The organism is Streptomyces sp. NPDC001663 (assembly GCF_042893105.1).
GTDB lineage: Bacteria > Actinomycetota > Actinomycetes > Streptomycetales > Streptomycetaceae > Streptomyces.
This window is the reverse complement of record NZ_JBIAUR010000004.1, coordinates 76,426-94,174: the sequence shown is the minus strand read 5'-3', so window position 1 is coordinate 94,174 and position 17,749 is coordinate 76,426. Positions and strand designations below refer to the sequence as shown.

Sequence of the window (17,749 nt, the reverse complement as noted above, 5' to 3'; positions counted from 1 at the left end):
GGCATGGACAGTTCGGTCGGCGCCGAAGCGACCCGCTTCTAGCCTGCCGGTATGACCGAGACCCCGCAGGAAACACCCGCCCGGGCCGTCACTGGCATGGTGGAGCATGTCCTCGAGCTGGCTGCCACCTGGACGGACTGGGACGGCAAGCCCGCCCACGTCGACGACCGCGTCTACACCCCGCACAAGGCCATCCGCCGAGTCGCCGATCACCTGGTCGACCACCTCGCCGAGTTGGAGGCCAGGTTGGCGGGTGAGGAGCCGCTGCCGGACCAGTGGCACGCGTCCGCGACCACGACCGACGCGGACCTCGCCCCGTTCACCCAAGAGGACCTCGACGAGGCCCGCAGCCGTCTCACCCGCCTGGCCCGTATCTGGGCCAACCGACTCGACGCCCTCACCGACGCCCAACTCGACCACTCGCCCGGCGAAGGGTGGAGTTTCCGTGAGCTGGCGCTGCATCTGAAGGGCTCTGCCTACTACGCGGACGCGGTGGGTGATCTCTCGTGACCGAGTTCGCCGCGCTTCACCACGCCGAGGAGCCCTTGTTCCTGCCCAACGCCTGGGACCACGCCTCGGCCGCGGCGTTGGCCGCGAAGGGCTTCCGTGCCGTCGGGACGACGAGTCTGGGTGTCGCCGCGGCCGCCGGACTGCCCGACGGCGCGTCCGCGACCCGCGACGAAACGCTGCGGCTCGCCCTCGCGCTCGGCACGGGGTCCTTCCTGCTCTCCGTCGACGCGGAGGGCGGCTTCAGCGAAGACCCCGACGAGGTGGGGGAGTTCGCGCGCCAACTCGCCGCCGTAGGAGCCGTCGGCATCAACCTGGAGGACGGCCTCGGGCCCGCGCAACGGCACGCCGCGAAGATCGCCGCCGTGAAGACCGCGGCCCCGGACCTCTTCGTGAACGCCCGCACCGACACGTACTGGCTGGGTGACGGTGAGGGTACGCGCGACCGTCTCGACGCCTACCAACAGGCGGGCGCCGACGGGCTGTTCGTCCCCGGGCTGACGGACCCCGCCGAGATCGCCTCCCTGGTACGGCACTTGGGCGACCTCCCCCTCAACATCCTCTACTCACCCACCGGCCCCACCGTCCCCCACCTCACCGACCTCGGCGTACGACGCATCAGTCTCGGTTCGCTGCTGTACCGGACGGCGCTGGGAGCGGCCCTGGAGGCGGCTACGGACATCCGCGCAGGTCGGGCACCGCACGGCACGGCGCCGTCGTACGCGGACGTCGAGGTGTTGAGCCGTAGGAGCGATCCGGCTCACAGCGCCGGGGGGTGAGTGCTTGGTACGGTGGAGACTTTCGTGGGTATCAGACCCTTTGGACTCATCTCCGGCGAGGGACCGAGGAACCATGGACATGGACATCCCCGGCGACAAGCGACTGGCGGCCGCCGTCGTGATGGACGACCAGGGCCGCGTGCTGCTGGTCCGCCGCAGCGCGACGGAGAAGTTCCTGCCCGGAGTGTGGGGCGTCCCCTGCGGAAAGCTCGATCCGGACGAGAGCGGCCCGGACGGCGCCTTGCGCGAGTTGAAGGAGGAGACCGGGCTCCTCGGTGAGGTCGTCCGCAAGGTCGGCGAGTCGTCCTTCGTCAGCGAGTACCGCGGGCAAGAGATCAAGAACTGGCAGGAGAACTTCCTCGTCAGGCCGCTGAGTTCGCAGATCACCCTGCCCGAGCCCGACCAGGCCCATGTCTGGCTCGCGCGCTCCGGGCTGACCACGGTCGACATCGACGCCTACAACCTCGACATCATCGACCAGGCCTTCACGAACTCCTGAGCGGCTAAGTCCTGAGCAGCTCCGCCAGACCGCTCAACGCCGCCAAGTAGTCATCCGTGCTCAGCGGCACCTTCGCCACCGTGCCCGGATGGGGACCCGCCGCCGTGAACACATCGGTGTGCGGGCGCCGTTCGCTGCCCGTCTCCAGGAACAGGGTCACCGTCGGCACGTCCGTGTCGCACCAGGCGCGGTGCAGGGTGTGCGCCGGCAGGGCGTACGCGCTGCCCGCCGCGTACTGCCCCACGTGAGTCAGCCGCAGTCGCGCGGGACCGGTCGGCTCCAGCAGCCAGTCCGCCGAACCCTCCCGAAGGGACTCCTCGTACCGGGCGGCCGCGATCCCGTCCCCGCCGCCCTCGACGTCGTACAACTCCATGGCGAGCCGCCCGCGTACGACATAAGAGGCAAGCGGGGAACGGTGGTTGTGGATGTCCTCCTTGCCGACCGCGCCCGCGCCGGGATGCCACAGGTGCGCGCGCAGCATGTGCCGCGGACCGCCGTCGATCAGCAGCAGCTTGTCGAAACCGAGGACGTGCCGATACGACAGCCGGGCGCATCCCTCGGGGTCGCCCGCGCCGGAGGCGAGCTCGGAAATCAGCTCCAACAGGCGGTCGGGGGAGCCCAGTTCGGCGACGACGAAGCGGGCCGCGGCGACCAGTTCGTGCTCGGGCAGATCACCGTCCAGCGTCCCGGACAGTAGCCGTCGCGCCGCGAGGACCTGCCGACCGCCCATGCATCCATCCCCCAACTCAGGCCCCTGTCAATGGTGTTCACTGCTCCGGGCTCATTGTTCCGGCTGATACATCCATACGGCATGGGCGCGCAGCGCCGAAAGACCTTGATAGGTCATCCACATGGGATGCCGCAGCTCACCACTGTCGGTGAACCCCCAGGACCAGATGCCGTCCGTCTGCCCGGACCACACCGCGGCGGCCGCACCGTCCAGCCGCTCCCGCCAGGCCTCCTCCAGCCCGTCCTGCGCCGCGACCTCGCGGGCGCCCGGGGTCATCAGGGCGCGCAGCACCCAGGAAGCGGTGAAGTGCCGTACGTTCAGGACCTCGTGGCGCGAGGGGTCGTCCGTGCGCGGGCGGCGCACCTCCTCGCGCAGGTTCCGCAGGTCCGGGCAGCGGTGGTGGGACGCGCTCGTGCAGGCCAGCAGCCAGCGCACACCGTCCTCCCGCGCCGAGCGCACGGCCGCGTTCTCGCGCTCGTCCAGTACCCGGGCGGCCCGGTCGAGGGCCACGACCGCCTGCGCGGTGTGCAGCGCGGAGGGCATTCCGTATGGCGGGTCGAGGCGGTAGCTCCAGCAGCGCAGATGGTCGCGGCGCGGGTCGCTGATCGCGCCGTCGGACAGGGCCTCGCGCAGCTGCGGCAGGACGCCGGAGTCGGGCGCGGCGCGCAGCAGCCCGCGCAGCACGGTCGTCACGACGTGGGTCGACTCCCGCCCCGCACGGTCGAGTTCGTGCGTGAAACCGGTCGCGCACCGGTCCACCTCCTCCGCCAGCCGCTCCCCGGACGCCCCCGCCCGGGCCAGCGCGCCCAGCACCAGGGCGGTGACCTCGGGCCGGGCCTCCGCGCCCTGCGACCGCGCGGACCAGCCGCCGCCCGGCAGCCGCAGCCGCCACAGCGTGTCCACGAGATCGCCGGTGCGCAGCCGTCCGTCGGGCACACCGAAGTCGAGCATGATGTGCAGGCCGTACGCGGTGCCGACGGAGGTGGGGCGGGGCGGACTGGTCTCGCCGAGGGAGTGCGACCAGCCGGTGAGCCGTCCGCGGGTCGGGTCCTCGACCACGCACACCTTCTCGGCGAGCGTGCCGTACGCGGCGGCGAAGACCTCGGGCAGCGGGCCGGGCGCGGGACGCCGCGAGACGGCGGATCCCTCGGCCGGGCGGCCGCCGGGGCCGGCCGCCGCCCGGGCCCGCACCAGCGCCGCCGCCAGCCAGGCGGCCGCGGCCGTCCCGATCCCGCTGACACCGGCGACCAGATATCTGGCGGCGTCCCCGCCGAGGGAGTCCGGCAGCACCCCGAACAGGAACTGGAACACGGCGTACCCGGCGGCCGCACACCCGAGGCTCCCCAGCCAGCCGACGAACCTCGCGGCCTCGCTCGGCCCACCGGGTTCCGGTGCCGCACTGTCGGATCTCAGGGGACCGCGTCCCAGCTGCTGTTGAGACAAGGCACGCTCCTTCCCCCGAAGCTTCCAGTCTAGGCGGCCGGGCGCCCGAGTGGTCAGCGGGGCGCGTGGGCCTCCCCTGCAACCAGCGTCTCGGCGAGCAACTCGGCGAACGCGACGGGATGTTCGGCCACACCGACATGCCCACCGGGGAACTCGACGAAGCCGCCGCCGGTGTGCTCGGCGAGGAACTGAGCGGTGCGGTGCAGGAGTTGACCGCGGGAGTCGGAACCGGCGGCGAGGGTGAGACGGGCGGAAGCCGAGGTGAGTGCGGTGAGGTCGGGCGCGTAGGAGGTGAACTGCCGCAGGACGTGGGCGAGGAAGAGGGCCATGGGGATGGCCAACTCCTCCTCCCGCGAAAGGGGTCGGCCCTCCGCCGGCTCCGCCTCCTGCCCGGTCAGGACGGCACCCAGACGGACGGCGGCCGCCTGCAACCCGGCGGTGCGATAAGTGTCGTACACCTCCCGGAACCTGGCCCGCTGCACGGCCCCGTCCGGCAGCACCCCCATGCACGGCGGCTCGTGCGCGACGACGTGGCTCAGCCGCTCGGGATGCCGGGCCAGCAGGTCAAGTGCGGCGATACCGCCGGAACTCGTCCCGAGGACGTAAGCGGATTCGCCCTCGGGCAGCACCTCCTGGAGCACCCGCCGGGCCCCGTCGCTCCACGCCTCCACCTGCTGGTCCCCGACGGGCTCGCCGAGCCGCCCGTGTGCGAGCCCGAGGGGGTCGTACGTCACGACGGTGAACCGGTCGGCGAGCACCCCGGTCACCTTGTCGAACCCCATGGGGTGCCCGGCACCACCGGGAATGATCAGCAGGACGGGCCCGTGACCCTCGATGTCGTAGTGCAGTGGCTCAGTCATGCTTCTTCCTCTCCCCGTTCTCCCCTTCGCGGGGCAGTGTTCGAGCGTGATGTGCGGGGCGTCGCCCGTTCGGTCATCGCTTCAGCGCGTCCAGTTCGCCCACCGCCGCCCGTACATGCTGCGGGTCCCGGCCGTCGCGGCTGCCTGCGCAGCGCCACACCGGGCGGCCGTCCGCCTCGGCCAGGTGCATGCCGAGGTCGTGTTCGGTGCAGATCGGCCAGGCCCGCCACAGGCACTCGGTGACGGTGTCCTGCACGGCCTCGGCCACGGCGGCGAGGGCGTTGAGCGGGGTGCCGGCGGACGCGGGCTCGACCGGCTGGCCCCACCACTCGCCATTGTCCAAGGCCACGTACACGTGCTCCGGCCCCCCTTCCTCCGACCGCTGGGCCACCAGCCGCAGCGGCTTCTGTTCCGGCAGGGCCGTGGCCACGTCCCGGTTGAGCAGGGCCAGGGCCTCGTCCCAGGCGGGGTGCTCGCCGGGCCGGACCCGGCGTGGGGCGGGGAAGTCGAAGGGTGAGCGCATGACCGTCATCCTCCATCAACTGCCCTTGCCGGGCGGGGCATTTGTTTCCAGACGTGAGAGTTGACTCTCATACTTTGTGAGAGGACACTCTCACATCATGCATCCCGATGATTCCGGCAACCGCTGGGGCGACCTGGAGATCACCGACCCCAAGGCCATGCGCGCCCTCGCGCACCCTGTGCGTCTCGCCGTTCTGGAGCGGCTGCAGCGCTACGGGCCCGCCACCGCCACACAGCTCTCGCCGCACGTCGGTGCCACGCCATCCGTCACCAGCTGGCATCTGCGCCATCTTTCGGGGTTCGGGCTGGTGAGGGACGCCGAAGGCTCGGCCGACCGGCGGGAGCGGCGCTGGGAGGCGGTGGCCCGCGGCTTCCGGTTCGAGGTGCCGGAGGACGAGGACGGGCGGTCGGCGGCGCGCGTGCTGGCGGGGGAGATGTTCGCGCGGGCCGCGGAGCTGCCGCTGCGCTGGCTGACCGAGACCGAGCCCCGGTTGGAGCCGGAGTGGATCCGGCGCGCGTGGGCGGCCAACACGCGGATCGTGGTGACCGCGGAGGAACTGGCCGGCCTCCGCGCTGCCTGGGAGGAACTCCTCGAGCCGTACGTCAACCGCGACGCGCCCGAACAGCCGTCCGGGAGTCGGGGCGTGCGCATGCTGCTGCACACATTGCCGGAAGCGGCCGACGACGACCCGGGCGCCCCGGAGTGAGCGGGTTACTGCTGCGCGACCGCCGCTTCCTCCGGTTCTGGACCGGCCAGACCCTCTCTCAGGCCGGCGACCGTGTCTCCGAACTCGCCCTGCCGCTCATCGCGGTCGGCACACTGCACGCCTCCGCCGGACAGGTCGCCCTGCTCAGCGCGCTCACCTGGACCCCGAACCTGCTCGCACTGCTCCTCGGCGCCTGGGTCGACCACCGCCCGAGCAAGCGCCGGCTCATGATCGCCGCCGACCTGGTGCGCACGGGCGTGCTGCTCACCCTGCCGGTCGCCGCGCTGCTCGACGTGATCACGATGGGTCAGCTGTACGTGGTGGTGCTGGTGACCGGCCTTGCAGGGGTGGTGTTCGGTACGGCGTGCCAGTCCTTCTTCGCCCATCTCGTGCCGCCGTCCTCGTACGTCGACGCCAACAGCAGCCTCAGCGCGAGCCGTTCGGTCTCCTTCGTCGCCGGGCCCGCTCTCGGCGGCGGGTTGGTCCAGCTGCTGACCGCGCCCGTCGCCGTGGTCGCCGACGCGCTGTCCTTCCTGGCGTCGGCGCTGCTGCTCGGTCCGGTCCGCGTCGACGAACCGCCGCCCGCCGACGACTCCGGCCGGTTCTCCCTGCTGCGGCGCGCGGGCGACGGCCTGGCCTTCGTCGTACGTCAGCCCGTGCTGCGGGCCGGCCTCGGCTGCGCCACGACGGTCAACTTCTTCACCTTCCTGTCGGGCACCGGCCTCCTCGTGCTGTTCGCCGAACGGGAACTCGGCCTGTCCGCGGGCGCGATCGGACTGGCTCTGGGCGCCGGGGCATCAGGGGGCCTGCTCGGTGCGCTGGCCGCGCCCGCGATCTCCCGTCGGATCGGCATGGGCCGTAGCGTCGCGGTGGGCGCTGTACTCTTCCCGGCGCCCTTCGCTCTCCTCGCGGTGGCCGCGGGTCCCCTCTGGGCGCGGGCCGGCGTGCTGGGCGCCGCCTGGTTCCTCGCCTCCTTCGGCGTCATGCTCTTCGACGTCAACCTCAACTCGCTGCAGATGGCCGTCGTCCCGGCCTCTCTGCGCAGCCGCGTGACCGGCGCATACAGCACGGTCAACTACGGCGTACGGCCGCTGGGCGCGCTGTGCGGCGGCGTGCTCGCCGACCTCGTGGGGCTGCGGCCGACGTTCGTCGTGGTGGCCGTCGGCGGGGCGCTGTCCCTGCTGTGGCTGCTTCCGTCGCCGATACCGGGCACCCGCACTCTGGCGGATGCCCAGGCATCATCACCGGTCCCTGTCACGCCTTCGGATTGACCCCGTTGGACAGCCCCGTACAGGCGGGCTTCGCCGCGTAACTCTCGTTGTACGGCAGCGCCGCCCCGTACCCGCTGAACGTCCCCGGCACCCATGAGTACTTGTCGGTGATGCCCCACACCGTGACCCCGGCGCAGCGCGGCACGCCCAGGCAGTTCTCGCTCGCCGTCTTGTAGTCGGTGGACTGCTGGGCGAGTTCGGCGGAGGAGGCCGGCAGCGGGATGCGGATGTCGAGTTCGGTGACCGAGACCTCGAGGCCCAGGTCGGAGAAGCGCTTGAGGTTCGCCTTCATCGAGGAGGGGACTCCTCCCACGACGAAGTGGGACTGGAAGCCGATGCCGTTCAACGGGACGCCGTCGGCGAGGAGTTGCTTCGCGAGGGCGTACAGGGCGTCGCTCTTCGCGTTGTCCGCCTCGATGTTGTAGTCGTTGATGTAGAGCTTGGCGGAGGGGTCTGCCGCGTGGGCCCACTTCAGCGCGTTCGCGATGTAGCCGGTGCCGAGCTTGGTCTGCCACAGCGAACTGCGCATCGAACCGTCCTCGTTGAACGCCTCGTTGACCACGTCCCAGGCGTACACCTTGCCCTTGTAGCGGCCCACCTCGGTGCCGATGTGGCTCTTGAGGACCGAGTTCAGCTCGGACGCCGAGAAGTTGCCGTTCTTCAGCCAGGACGGCAACTGCGAGTACCAGACCAGGGTGTGGCCCCGTACGCCCTGGTTGTGCGCCCGGGCGTGCGCCACCAGACGGTCCGCGGCGGCCCAGTTGAAGCTGCCGCGGGTCGGCTCCACCGCGTCCCACTTCATCGCGTTCTCCGCCGTCACCGAGTTGAACTCCCGGTCCAGGACGGTGGTGTACGACGAGTCCGAGGTCAGCGGGGTGTCGCCGACAGCCGCGCCGATCTTCACGGCGCGGCCGTCGGCGTAGCCGCGCAGGGTGGTCGCGGCCGAGGCGTGCGGGGTGAGTTGCGGGAGGGCCACGGCCGCGGCGGCGACCAGCGCGCCGGCGGCGGCGAGCGGGAGGGGGCGGAAGACGCGACGGCGGCGGTGGGTCCGGGGGGTGTCCGGCACGGCTGCTCCTCGGGGCGGGAAAGATGTGGGGTGCGGGGTGCGGGGTGCGTGGATATCTCAGTCGCCAGTTGCCACCGGGAGCCGTAAGGTTGCCGGGGATTCGGGGGAGGTGCAGGTGTCGTACGAAGCGCAGAAGGACAGCGGGCGCGCTCACGACACCACTCGCACCACCGGCCAACCCCTTTGGCGACAGCGGGACTTCGGTGTCTTCTGGGCCGCCCAGACCCTCTCCGTCCTCGGTGACTCCTTCGCTCTGATCGCACTGCCCCTGCTGGTCCTTCAGGCCACGGGCTCGGTCGCGCGCATGGGCCTGCTGACGGCGGTGGGCGGTACCGCGGCGGTGGCGGCGGGGGTGTTCGCCGGGGTGCTGGTGGACCGGGTCGACCGCCGCCGGCTGCTGATCACCTGCGACCTCGTACGCATGGTGCTGTACGGGTCGATCCCGCTGGTGTGGCTGTTCGGCCCGCAGATCTGGCTGCTGTACCTGGTGCTGCCGCTGTGCGAGGCCGTCGGCACGTTCTTCGCCGTCGGCTATGTGACCGTCGTGCGCAGCCTGGTCGGCACCGAGCAACTGACGGAGGCCAACGGGCGGTTGAACGCCACGGCCGCCGCGGCCGGGGTGCTGGGTCCGCTGTGCGCGGGACTGGTCGCCGGCTGGGCGGGCCCGGCAGCCGCCGTCGGTGTGGACGCGGCCAGCTTCGGGGTCTCGGCGGCCTGTCTGCTCCTCGTGCGCTTCCGTGCCCGTCCCGCGGACGACGACGGCGGCGGCACGTCGCGGCGCACCGGCCTCTGGTGGGACCTGCGCACCGGGGTGTCCTTCCTCTACGGCCACCCCGTCCTGCGCTCCCTCACCGCTCTCCTCTTCGTCTTCAGCTTCCTCACCTTCGGCCTGAACGACCTGGTCATCTACCACCTCAAGCACGACCTCGGCCACGACGACCGCACGGTCGGCACGGTCATGGGGCTGGGTGCGCTCGGCACGATCACCGGAGCGCTGCTCGTGGCGCGCATCCGCCGCCGGCTCGGCTTCGGCTGGACCTGGCCGGGCGCGGTCGCGATGTGCGGCGTCGCCTTCGCGGGGCTCGGCTGGGCACGGGACGTGCCCGTGGTGGCTGCCCTGAGCGCGGCCTTCCTGGCCTGCGTCGGCATCGCGGGCACCTGCTCCATGTCCCTGCGTCAGGAGGTGACGCCGGAACCCCTGCTCGGCCGCGTCACCTCGGCCTTCTGGACCCTCCACTACTCCGCGGCTCCCGCCGGCGCGGCGGTCCTCACCTGGGCGGCGGAGCACCGGGGCACGGCGCCGGTCGGCCTGGTGGCGGGCGGCTGCTGCGTACTGATCGCGGTGGCGGCCCTCTTCACTCCGATACGAGGCTCAGGCCGCCGCCCCTGACGTCCTCACCGGCACGCACAACCGCCCCGCACCGCGTCCATGGCCGGCTCGGCCGTCACCGCGATCTCGACCCGCTCCAACTGGCCAACGGGCAGGCCGAGTTCGAGCAGCCTGCCCAGCAGCACACCGACTCCGCCCTCCTGATCAGCCGCCGTCGGGCACCTGCACCCACCTGACCAACGCCGCCGCGCCGACCCCCGCCACCACCAGCGCCCCCAGTGCCACCCGCAGGCTCGTCGCCCCCGCGAGGAGGCCCACTGCCGGGCCCGCCAGGAGGAAGCCGGGCCACTGGCCGATGGTGATGACCGAGACGCCCTCGCCGGGTGGGACGCCCGGCTGGCGGCCGGCCAGGGCGATCGCCGACGGGAGTACGCAGGCGATGCCCAGGCCGACGACCGTGAAGCCGGCAAAGGCCGACCAGAGGGTTGGTTGCGCGACGGCCGCGGTCACTCCCAGCGCCACCGTCAGCAGCGACGCGCGCAGGAACACCCGCCGTCCCAGCCGGGCCACGAACCGGTCGCCCAGCAGCCGCCCCACGAGGATCGCCACCGAGAAGCAGGTGTACGTCGCCGCGCCGAGCGCCGCTCCCTCGTCGAGGAAGTCGGCCGTGTACACCGAACTCCACTGGGACGCCGCCCCCTCGACGAAGGAGCCCAGGAACGCGATGCCGGCAAGCAGGACCAGTTGGGGAGTGAAGCGCTGACGTAGCGGCCGGCGGTGGTCCCTGTGGACCGCCTCCTCCTCCGGCAGCCGCGCGCCCAGCCCGAGCAGCAGTGCCCCGAGGACACCGCTGCTGATCGCCATCTGGATGCCCGGTGAGACGTCCGTCGCCGCCGCGAGCGTACCCAGGGCGCCGCCCGCCAGTACGCCGACGCTGTAGCAGGCGTGGAAACCGGACATGAGAGGGCGGCCGTGGGCGCGTTCGGCCGCGACCGCGAGCGCGTTGACCGGTGTGGCCAGGAAGGTCGCGCCGACGCCCCACATCGTCAGGCCCAGTACGAGGGCCGGGACGGACGAAGCCCCGGCCAGGACAGGCGCGTTGAGGAGTACGACGGTCGCGGCCGCGAGGGCGAGCAGGCGGCTGCTCACGCGGCCGATGAGGAGCGTGATGAGGACGATCGCGACGAGGTCACCAGCCGCCGAGGAGCTGCTCAGCAGTCCCCAGCGGGCCGTGTCCACGCCGACCTGGTCCCGGATCGCGGGGATCCGGGCCATCCAACCGCCTTGTGTGCCACCGAGGATGACGAACACGAGGCGTACCGCGAGGCGGGTGCGTAAGTCGGCGGATGCCGTCACGGTACCGGTCATCCGTTCACCCCCGTGTAGTGCCTCAGGCTCCAGCTCCAGAGCAGCCTCGCACCGAGGTACGCGAGTGCTCCGAGCAGCGGGGAGGAGGCCGCCAGCCAGTACGGGACGCCGGTGTCGTGGCCGTGTCCGGTGAGCACGGCGGCCGGGAAGTAGGCGACGAACGCGAGCGGGAGGCCGAAGGTCAGGAAGCCGCCCACCGCCCGGGGCAGCACGTTCAGCGGGTAGCTGCCGAAGGTGCCGAGCAGCTCCTCCAGCCAGCGGCCCCAGTAGCCGGCGGCCGGGAAGCGGAGGGATGCGCAGGCCACCGCGGTGAACAGGGCGGCCTCCAGCAGCATGCCGCCGATCAGGCAGGCGACCAGATACGTGACCCGCCCGGCCGTCCAGTCGAGTTGGCTGCGGGACAGGGCACCCACCATCAGGCCGACGGCCACCGTCAGGTCGCCGATCGCGTTGGTCGGGAAGTACTGCAGCTGTACCTGGCGGTGCACCGGCATGGGCCGGAGCAGGTAGATGTCGATCTGCCCTTCCTGGATGAACCGGCCGATGCCGTGCATGCGTCCGAGGAACAGCACGAACAGGCCATGGGCCAGCATCCGCATCGCCGGGATGAGCAGCACGTCGGAGCTGTCCCAGCCGCCCATCCCGGCGAACCGGGACAGCAGCACGGTCGCGAACACGATCACCGACACCTGCCAGATGGCGCCGATCGCGACCATCAGCAGAAACTCGGTGCGGTACTCCAGTTGGGAGCGGAAGTTGAGACGCGTGATGCGCCACGCGGTCCGGACGGCATTCAAGGGCATCAGCCTCCTTGGGAGATGACACGGCGGGCGGCCCGCCGCCACAGAAACCGGGTGAACAGGTGCAGCAGCACGACCCAGCCGGCCTGGATCGCCAGCTGCTCGCCCGCGTCGGACAGTCGGATGCGGCCCACGTACAGCGACAGCGGCACGTTGAGCGTCGCTTGGAACGGCAGGAAGTTGCTCAGCGTGCGGAACCACCCGGGGAAGAACCACAGCGGGGCGTACACCCCGGACATCAGGTTCTGCGCGAAGATCAGGATCAGCATCGCCGCGGTGTTGCGCACGGTCCAGAAACACATCTGATCCAGCAGGAGCATGACGTGGTACAGGACCAGCTGCCCGAGCAGCAGACTGACCACGAACACCCCGGCCACCGCCACCGACTCGGGCGGCTGAACCACGCCCGCCGCGAGACACACCACGTATCCGGCGAGCGCCCACGCGGCCCCGTAGATCTGCTCGCCCAGGGCCCGCAGGGCGTGGTAGCGGGCGGGCGGCAGCGGGCGCAGGTACCAGTAGACGATGGTGCCGAAGTGCATGTGCTGGATGACGGTGTCCCGGCCCGCGTACTGGTCCAACTCCCGCAGCCGGGAGGCCAGTACGGCCAGCACGGCGTACGAGATCGCCTGCTCGCGGCTGAGCCCGGCGGTGGGGCCGGAATGCGCGTACAGGCCGCTCCACAGGGAGGCGACCAGGACGATCTGGACGACCAGCCGGACCAGGACGGCGGTCATCCGGGGCGGTGCGTGCAGCTCGCCGAGCGGGGTGACGCGGGCGGCGCGCCACGCGTGCAGGACCGCCATCTCAGGCCCCTTCCGCGGCCGGCCCCGCGTGGACGTACGCGGCCCGCATCACGTCCTCCAGATCGGCCTCGTCGATGGCGATGCCCGTCACCTCGTACCGCTCTATGACCGCCTTGAGCGCCTGGTGGACCGTGGGCGCGTCGGGGCCGTCGGGCCCGAACACGACCTGCGGGCCCTCCTGTCGCAGCAGTGCGATGCCCGGCGGCGGTTCGACGTCGGTGTGCGCGTCGGCGAGGGTGGCCCGCACCTGCCAGGTCGAGCCGTACTTGCGGCGGATCTCGTCGAGCGTGCCGTCGAGCACCAGCCGCCCGTGGTTGATGAGGACGACCCGCTCGGCGAGCCGCTCGACCTCGGTCATGTCGTGGGTGGTCAACAGGACCGTACGGCCGCGCTGTTCGACCTGATGCCGCAGGAACTCCCGCACCTGCTCCTTGACCACCACGTCCATGCCGATGGTCGGCTCGTCGAGGAAGACGACCGGCGGATCGTGGAGCAGCGCGGCGGCCAGGTCGCAGCGCACGCGCTGGCCCAGGGAGAGGTGGCGGACGCGGGTGTCCCAGAAGGCGGACAGTTCGAGGATGCCGTCGAACTCCTTCAGACGGGCGGCGTGTTCGGCCTTCGGCACCTCGTAGATGTCCCGCAGGATCGAGAAGGACTCCTTCACCGGCAGGTCCCACCACAGCTGGGTGCGCTGCCCGAACACCGCGCCGATGTTGCGGGCATTGCGCTCCCGGTCCTCGTACGGCACCACGCCCGCGACCCGGGCGTCGCCGGACGTGGGTGTGAGGATGCCGGTGAGTATCTTGATGGTGGTGGACTTGCCGGCGCCGTTCGGGCCCAGCAGGGCGAGGAGTTCGCCGGGGGCCACGTCGAAGCTGATGTCGGAGACGGCGTGCTTGACGACTCGCTCCGGGTTGACCAGGGATCTGAGCGCGCCGGCGAAGCCGGGGCGGCGGACGGTGGTGTGGAAGGAGCGGGAGAGGGAGCGGACCTCGATGCTGCCGATCACTCGACGTACCTCCGGGTGAGCTGGATCAGCCATACGGTCGCCGCGAGCGAGGCGGCGGAGAGCGCGGTCAGCAGCCAGGGGACGGCATGGATGCCCGAGGCCTCGATGCCTGCCCCCAGCAGCGGGGGAGCCGCCACTCCGCCGATCATCGACGCGGCGATGACCCAGGCACCTGCGCGCCTCGCCTGGGGAAGCGCCCTGTTCAGCCAGGGCAGACCGGTCGGGAAGACCGGCGCGATGAACAAGCCAACACCGGCGTAGGCCACCGGCGCCACTCCTTTTACACGTGCCAGCAGCAGGCATGCGGTCATGCCTGCCGCGCAGATCGTGAGGATGCGTTCGGGCGAGTACTTCAGGGTGATCGGTACGACGAGGAAGCGGCCGGCGGTCATCATCAGCCAGTACACGGAGGTCGCCGAGGCGGCCACGGTCGCGCTGTAGCCGACGGTCTCCAGATGGGTGGGCTCCCAGCCGCCCACACCCGCTTCCACGCCTACGTTCAGGATGTAGAGGGCCAGGAAGCCGACGAGGATGCGGGGGAGGCCCAGTGAGCCGGCCGTCTTTTCGTCAGACGGTTCAACAGGTCTTGTCCGTACGCCACTTGAGCCCAGCAGGACCAGAACCGCAGCAAGCACGGCACACGTCCCGAAGGCGTACGCGTACTCGTCCGGGCCCAGCCACGCCACCACCGCCGGACCGAGCACCGCCCCGATGCCGAAGTGGGCGTTGAGGACGTTGAGCATGGCCGTGGAGCGGTCGCCGAAGCCGACGGCGAAGAGCTGGTTGAGGCCGTAGTCGATGCCGCCGAAACCGAGGCCCCCCAGGAACGCGGCAGCCAGTGCAAGGGGCCAGTTCGGGGCGAGTGCGAAGCCCGCGCCGCCGAGTGCCATCAGGCCGTAACTCGCCGCGAGGAGCGCCTTGTTGCTGATCCGGGAGTGGATGGTGTTGAAGGCGAGGACGCCCGCCACGCCACCCGTGAAGTGAAGGCTCAGGCCGAGGCCGGCGCCCGAGGGGGAGAGGCCGAACTCCTCGCGCAGGCCCGGTACCGCGGGGCCGTAGAGCGCCTGGAGCATGCCGATGAGGACGAAGCCGGCGCAGGACGCGACCGCGGCCGGCCGACTGAAGAGCCGGCCGGCCGCAGTGGACCGCGTGTCCGTGTCCGTCAACTGATCTCCGAGAACACGAAGGAGAACTCCGCCGGCTCGGCCCGCAGGCGGTACTGCGGCAGTACGCCCGGGCCGCAGGAGCCCGTGCCGATGCCGTGCAGGCCGTGGTCGAGGTTCACCCACACCGTCTCGCCCGGCGTGAGGTCGGTGAGGTGGGCGGCCGCGTCCAGTTGCTCGGTCGTCCAGCGGCGGGCGCTGAGGAAGAACTCCGGGTCGCCCTCGATGCGCAGCCCGCCGAGCTCCGCCCAGCGGACGTCGGCACGCGCGCCGTTCTCCTGCGGGCGGAGGTACGGCGTCTGCAGCCCGTCGACCGTGGACTCCCAACGACCGGTCCTGGACGCCGACTTGGTGTCCGGGTAGCCCTCGCCGGGACCGCCGCCGTACCACTTCACACCGTCGGTCTGCGCGAGCCCGAAGCGTACGCCGAGCCGCGGCAGCGGAACCGGCCACTCGCCCTGCGGTCCCACGGACACGGTGAGCTTGAGGCGGTTGCCGTCGGAGGTCCAGCGGTACACCGCGGCGAGCCCGAACTCCCAGGCGGCGGGCGCCACTCGGGTCCGCACGGTCAGCGCGTCGTCACCCAGCTCGACGGAGTCCAGGCGGTGCCGCATGCGGTGCAGGCCGTACTTCCGCCACAGCTCCGCGTACCGGATGCCGGTCTCCCACTCGGCGCCCTCGTCGTTGTCGGTGGTCGCCCGCCACACGTCCAGGCGCAGACCGCCGCTCACCTCGACACCGCCGATGGTCTTCAGCGCACCCGTGCGGGCGTCGAAGGAGGCGGGGCCGAGCGTGATCACACGGTCGCCGGCCACCGGACCGTCGGTCGGGGTGACCACCGGCAACGGCCGTGCGGAGACGGGGACCTGGCCCCACGCCACCTCATGGCCCGCCGGCCCCCATGCGGTGTCGGCCGCCAGCAGCGCCCGTACCGTCCACTGTGTCTCACCGCCACCGTGGTCGGCAGGCGGCTCGGGCAGTTTGACGTCCGCCGACTCGCCGGGGGCGAGCGCGGGCACGGTCAGGGAGCCCGACTCGACACTCTCGCCGTCCACTTGGTACGACCACTCGAAGGCGAATGCGGAGAGGCCGGCGAAGTCCTGCTTGTTCGTCACGCGCACGGTGCCGTCGGCGCCGTCGAGGGAGACCGGCTCGATGACCTTCTTGAACTCCAGGAGCCCCGGGGACGGAGTCCGGTCCGGGAAGATCAGGCCGTCGCAGACGAAGTTCCCGTCGTGCAGCTCCTCGCCGAAGTCGCCGCCGTAGGCGAAGCCCAGCTCGGGGTGGGTGATCCCGTGGTCGATCCACTCCCAGATGAAGCCGCCCTGGAGGCGGTCGTACTTCTCGAACAGCTCCTGGTAGTCGGCGATGCCGCCGGGGCCGTTGCCCATGGCGTGGCCGTACTCGCAGAGGATGAAGGGGAGTTCGCGGCGCTTGTGCGTGCCGCCGTCCAGCTCCTCGCCGATCTGCTCGACCTCGGCGTGGGAGGCGTACATCCGCGAGTACATGTCGGTGTCGCGGCAGTTCCAGTCGCCCTCGTAGTGCACGAGGCGCGAGGCGTCCCGGCCGTGGATCCACTCGGCCATGGCGGTCAGGCCACGGCCGGTGCCGGCCTCGTTGCCCAGCGACCAGATCACCACCGACGGGTGGTTCTTGTCGCGCTCGACCATGCGGGCGGCGCGGTCGAGGAGGGCCGGGGTCCAGCGGTCGTCGTCGACCGGGTTGTCGCGCCAGGCCTGCTCGGTGAAGCCGTGGGTCTCCAGGTCGCACTCGTCGACGACCCACAGGCCGTACTCGTCGCACAGGTCGAGGAAGGCCGGGTGCGGCGGGTAGTGCGAGGTGCGCACGGCGTTGAGGTTGTGCCGCTTCATCAGCAGCACGTCCTCGCGCATGGTCTCCAGGTCGAGCGCGCGGCCCTTCTCCGGGTGCCACTCGTGGCGGTTGACGCCCTTGAAGAGCACCGCCTTGCCGTTGACCTTGATGAGGCCGTCGGCCAGCTCCACGGTACGGAAGCCGATGCGCAGGGGAACGCGCTCGCCCTCGGTCACCAGCTCGCCGTCGTACAGCTTCGGCACCTCGGCCGACCACGGCTCGACCTGCACCGTCACCGACTCGCCCGTCGCGACATCGATGTCCAGGGCGGGCACGGACACCCGCCCGTCGACGTCGGAGTCGACGCGCAGGGTGCCCGCGCCCGTGACGTGGTCGTAGGAGGCGTGCACGAAGAAGTCGAGGGCGCTGCCCGCCGGTCGGTGCAGCAGCGTCACGTCACGGAAGATGCCGGGCAGCCACCACTGGTCCTGGTCCTCCAGGTACGAGCCCGCCGACCACTGGTGCACCCGGACGGCGAGCACGTTGCCGCTCGGCTTCAGCAGATGCCCGACCGCGAACTCGTGCGGCAGCCGCGAGCCCTTGAACTCGCCGATGTCCGTGCCGTTCAGCCAGACGCGGGCGCAGGACTCGACGCCGTCGAAGCGGATGACCGCACCGCCGTCGGAGGGCCAGTCCGCGGGCAGGTCGAAGACGCGCAGGTGGTCGCCGGTCGGGTTCTCCGTCGGGACGTGCGGCGGGTCGACCGGGAAGGGGTAGAGGTGGTTGGTGTAGATCGGCAGGCCGAACGCGCCGTCGCCCTGGAGCACCCAGTGGCCCGGGACCGCGACCTCGGCCCAGTCCCCGGCGTCGAATCCGGGCTCGGCGAACGAGTCGTCCTCGGCGTCGACGGTCGGCGACACGCGAAGGCGCCAACTGCCGTTCAGTGAAAGGGACTTCGCGTCGGAGGACGCGTACCAGGCGCGGGGCGGGAGGGCCCCGCTGCCGGGTGAGACGTCCTCGACGTAGTCAAAGGCCGTGGTCGTGCGGAAAGACATCGGTCTCCAGGTCGTGAGTGGC

17 protein-coding genes are annotated in these 17,749 nt (G+C 71.4%); 6 read left to right on the top strand and 11 right to left on the bottom strand.

The annotated features are described in order from the left end of the window. Positions 1-51: 51 nt before the first annotated feature. The 3 genes from ACFY1L_RS14415 (at position 52) to ACFY1L_RS14405 (ending at position 1,785) form a co-directional block, all read left to right on the top strand. Positions 52-510, top strand: coding sequence for a hypothetical protein (locus tag ACFY1L_RS14415; RefSeq protein WP_388823093.1), 459 nt, complete (start codon positions 52-54; stop codon positions 508-510). Next, the gene (locus ACFY1L_RS14410; RefSeq protein ID WP_388823091.1) at positions 507-1,286 is read left to right on the top strand and encodes an isocitrate lyase/phosphoenolpyruvate mutase family protein; all 780 of its coding nucleotides are present in this window, start codon (positions 507-509) and stop codon (positions 1,284-1,286) included. The genes ACFY1L_RS14415 and ACFY1L_RS14410 overlap by 4 nt, the downstream gene beginning before the upstream one ends. A gap of 73 nt (positions 1,287-1,359) precedes the next feature. Further along, positions 1,360-1,785 carry an NUDIX hydrolase gene (locus ACFY1L_RS14405; protein ID WP_388823089.1) on the top strand — a complete coding sequence of 142 codons (426 nt, stop codon included), beginning with the start codon at positions 1,360-1,362 and terminating at the stop codon, positions 1,783-1,785. 4 nt (positions 1,786-1,789) lie between these two features. Here ACFY1L_RS14405 and ACFY1L_RS14400 read toward each other — a convergent pair whose 3' ends face one another. From ACFY1L_RS14400 to ACFY1L_RS14385, 4 genes are all read right to left on the bottom strand, one after another. After that, the gene (locus ACFY1L_RS14400; RefSeq protein ID WP_388823087.1) at positions 1,790-2,515 is read right to left on the bottom strand and encodes a hypothetical protein; all 726 of its coding nucleotides are present in this window, start codon (positions 2,513-2,515) and stop codon (positions 1,790-1,792) included. A 51-nt stretch (positions 2,516-2,566) separates the two neighbouring features. Next, on the bottom strand, positions 2,567-3,958 hold the full coding sequence (locus ACFY1L_RS14395; protein ID WP_388823085.1) for a hypothetical protein: 1,392 nt from the start codon (positions 3,956-3,958) through the stop codon (positions 2,567-2,569). A 53-nt stretch (positions 3,959-4,011) separates the two neighbouring features. Further along, positions 4,012-4,818 (bottom strand): alpha/beta fold hydrolase, encoded by an 807-nt coding sequence (locus ACFY1L_RS14390; protein WP_388823083.1) that lies wholly within the window; start codon positions 4,816-4,818, stop codon positions 4,012-4,014. A gap of 73 nt (positions 4,819-4,891) precedes the next feature. Continuing rightward, complete coding sequence (locus ACFY1L_RS14385) at positions 4,892-5,341, bottom strand: hypothetical protein (protein ID WP_388823081.1); 450 nt, start codon at positions 5,339-5,341, stop codon at positions 4,892-4,894. A gap of 97 nt (positions 5,342-5,438) precedes the next feature. Here ACFY1L_RS14385 and ACFY1L_RS14380 point away from each other — a divergent pair, with 97 nt between their 5' ends. Continuing rightward, positions 5,439-6,047, top strand: coding sequence for an ArsR/SmtB family transcription factor (locus ACFY1L_RS14380; protein WP_388823079.1), 609 nt, complete (start codon positions 5,439-5,441; stop codon positions 6,045-6,047). Beyond that, positions 6,044-7,318, top strand: coding sequence for an MFS transporter (locus ACFY1L_RS14375; protein ID WP_388823077.1), 1,275 nt, complete (start codon positions 6,044-6,046; stop codon positions 7,316-7,318). Before ACFY1L_RS14380 ends, ACFY1L_RS14375 begins: the two co-directional genes overlap by 4 nt. Here ACFY1L_RS14375 and ACFY1L_RS14370 read toward each other — a convergent pair. After that, positions 7,302-8,384 (bottom strand): endo-1,4-beta-xylanase, encoded by a 1,083-nt coding sequence (locus ACFY1L_RS14370; RefSeq protein WP_388823075.1) that lies wholly within the window; start codon positions 8,382-8,384, stop codon positions 7,302-7,304. The two genes, ACFY1L_RS14375 and ACFY1L_RS14370, sit on opposite strands and share 17 nt — an antisense overlap. 115 nt (positions 8,385-8,499) lie before the next feature. Between ACFY1L_RS14370 and ACFY1L_RS14365 the strand changes: the two genes are divergently transcribed. Next, entirely contained in the window at positions 8,500-9,774 is a 1,275-nt protein-coding gene (locus ACFY1L_RS14365; RefSeq protein WP_388823073.1) for an MFS transporter, read from the top strand. A gap of 144 nt (positions 9,775-9,918) precedes the next feature. Here the strand turns inward: ACFY1L_RS14365 and ACFY1L_RS14360 are convergent, their stop codons facing one another. From ACFY1L_RS14360 to ACFY1L_RS14335, 6 genes are all read right to left on the bottom strand, one after another. Next, positions 9,919-11,082 carry an MFS transporter gene (locus tag ACFY1L_RS14360; RefSeq protein ID WP_388823071.1) on the bottom strand — a complete coding sequence of 388 codons (1,164 nt, stop codon included), beginning with the start codon at positions 11,080-11,082 and terminating at the stop codon, positions 9,919-9,921. Then, the gene (locus ACFY1L_RS14355; RefSeq protein ID WP_388823069.1) at positions 11,079-11,885 is read right to left on the bottom strand and encodes an ABC transporter permease; all 807 of its coding nucleotides are present in this window, start codon (positions 11,883-11,885) and stop codon (positions 11,079-11,081) included. The genes ACFY1L_RS14360 and ACFY1L_RS14355 overlap by 4 nt, the downstream gene beginning before the upstream one ends. Beyond that, positions 11,885-12,688 (bottom strand): ABC transporter permease, encoded by an 804-nt coding sequence (locus tag ACFY1L_RS14350; protein WP_388823067.1) that lies wholly within the window; start codon positions 12,686-12,688, stop codon positions 11,885-11,887. The genes ACFY1L_RS14355 and ACFY1L_RS14350 overlap by 1 nt, the downstream gene beginning before the upstream one ends. 1 nt (position 12,689) lies before the next feature. After that, a complete protein-coding gene (locus ACFY1L_RS14345) occupies positions 12,690-13,697 on the bottom strand; it encodes an ATP-binding cassette domain-containing protein (RefSeq protein ID WP_388823065.1) in 1,008 nt (335 codons plus the stop codon). Further along, positions 13,694-14,770 (bottom strand): MFS transporter, encoded by a 1,077-nt coding sequence (locus ACFY1L_RS14340; protein WP_388824013.1) that lies wholly within the window; start codon positions 14,768-14,770, stop codon positions 13,694-13,696. Before ACFY1L_RS14340 ends, ACFY1L_RS14345 begins: the two co-directional genes overlap by 4 nt. Before the next feature lie 89 nt (positions 14,771-14,859). Next, positions 14,860-17,727, bottom strand: a complete 2,868-nt coding sequence (locus tag ACFY1L_RS14335) for a glycoside hydrolase family 2 TIM barrel-domain containing protein (RefSeq protein ID WP_388823063.1) — start codon at positions 17,725-17,727, stop codon at positions 14,860-14,862. Positions 17,728-17,749: the final 22 nt, after the last annotated feature.

Bases quoted from the DNA above. Each gene is read 5' to 3' on its own strand.
- ACFY1L_RS14415 (WP_388823093.1), top strand. From the start codon at position 52: ATGACCGAGACCCCGCAGGAAACACCCGCCCGGGCCGTCACTGGCATG.
- ACFY1L_RS14405 (WP_388823089.1), top strand. From the start codon at position 1,360: ATGGACATGGACATCCCCGGCGACAAGCGACTGGCGGCCGCCGTCGTG.
- ACFY1L_RS14400 (WP_388823087.1), bottom strand. From the start codon at position 2,515: ATGGGCGGTCGGCAGGTCCTCGCGGCGCGACGGCTACTGTCCGGGACG.
- ACFY1L_RS14390 (WP_388823083.1), bottom strand. From the start codon at position 4,818: ATGACTGAGCCACTGCACTACGACATCGAGGGTCACGGGCCCGTCCTG.
- ACFY1L_RS14385 (WP_388823081.1), bottom strand. From the start codon at position 5,341: ATGCGCTCACCCTTCGACTTCCCCGCCCCACGCCGGGTCCGGCCCGGC.
- ACFY1L_RS14380 (WP_388823079.1), top strand. From the start codon at position 5,439: ATGCATCCCGATGATTCCGGCAACCGCTGGGGCGACCTGGAGATCACC.
- ACFY1L_RS14360 (WP_388823071.1), bottom strand. From the start codon at position 11,082: ATGACCGGTACCGTGACGGCATCCGCCGACTTACGCACCCGCCTCGCG.
- ACFY1L_RS14355 (WP_388823069.1), bottom strand. From the start codon at position 11,885: ATGCCCTTGAATGCCGTCCGGACCGCGTGGCGCATCACGCGTCTCAAC.
- ACFY1L_RS14350 (WP_388823067.1), bottom strand. From the start codon at position 12,688: ATGGCGGTCCTGCACGCGTGGCGCGCCGCCCGCGTCACCCCGCTCGGC.
- ACFY1L_RS14340 (WP_388824013.1), bottom strand. From the start codon at position 14,770: ATGCTCCAGGCGCTCTACGGCCCCGCGGTACCGGGCCTGCGCGAGGAG.
- ACFY1L_RS14335 (WP_388823063.1), bottom strand. From the start codon at position 17,727: ATGTCTTTCCGCACGACCACGGCCTTTGACTACGTCGAGGACGTCTCA.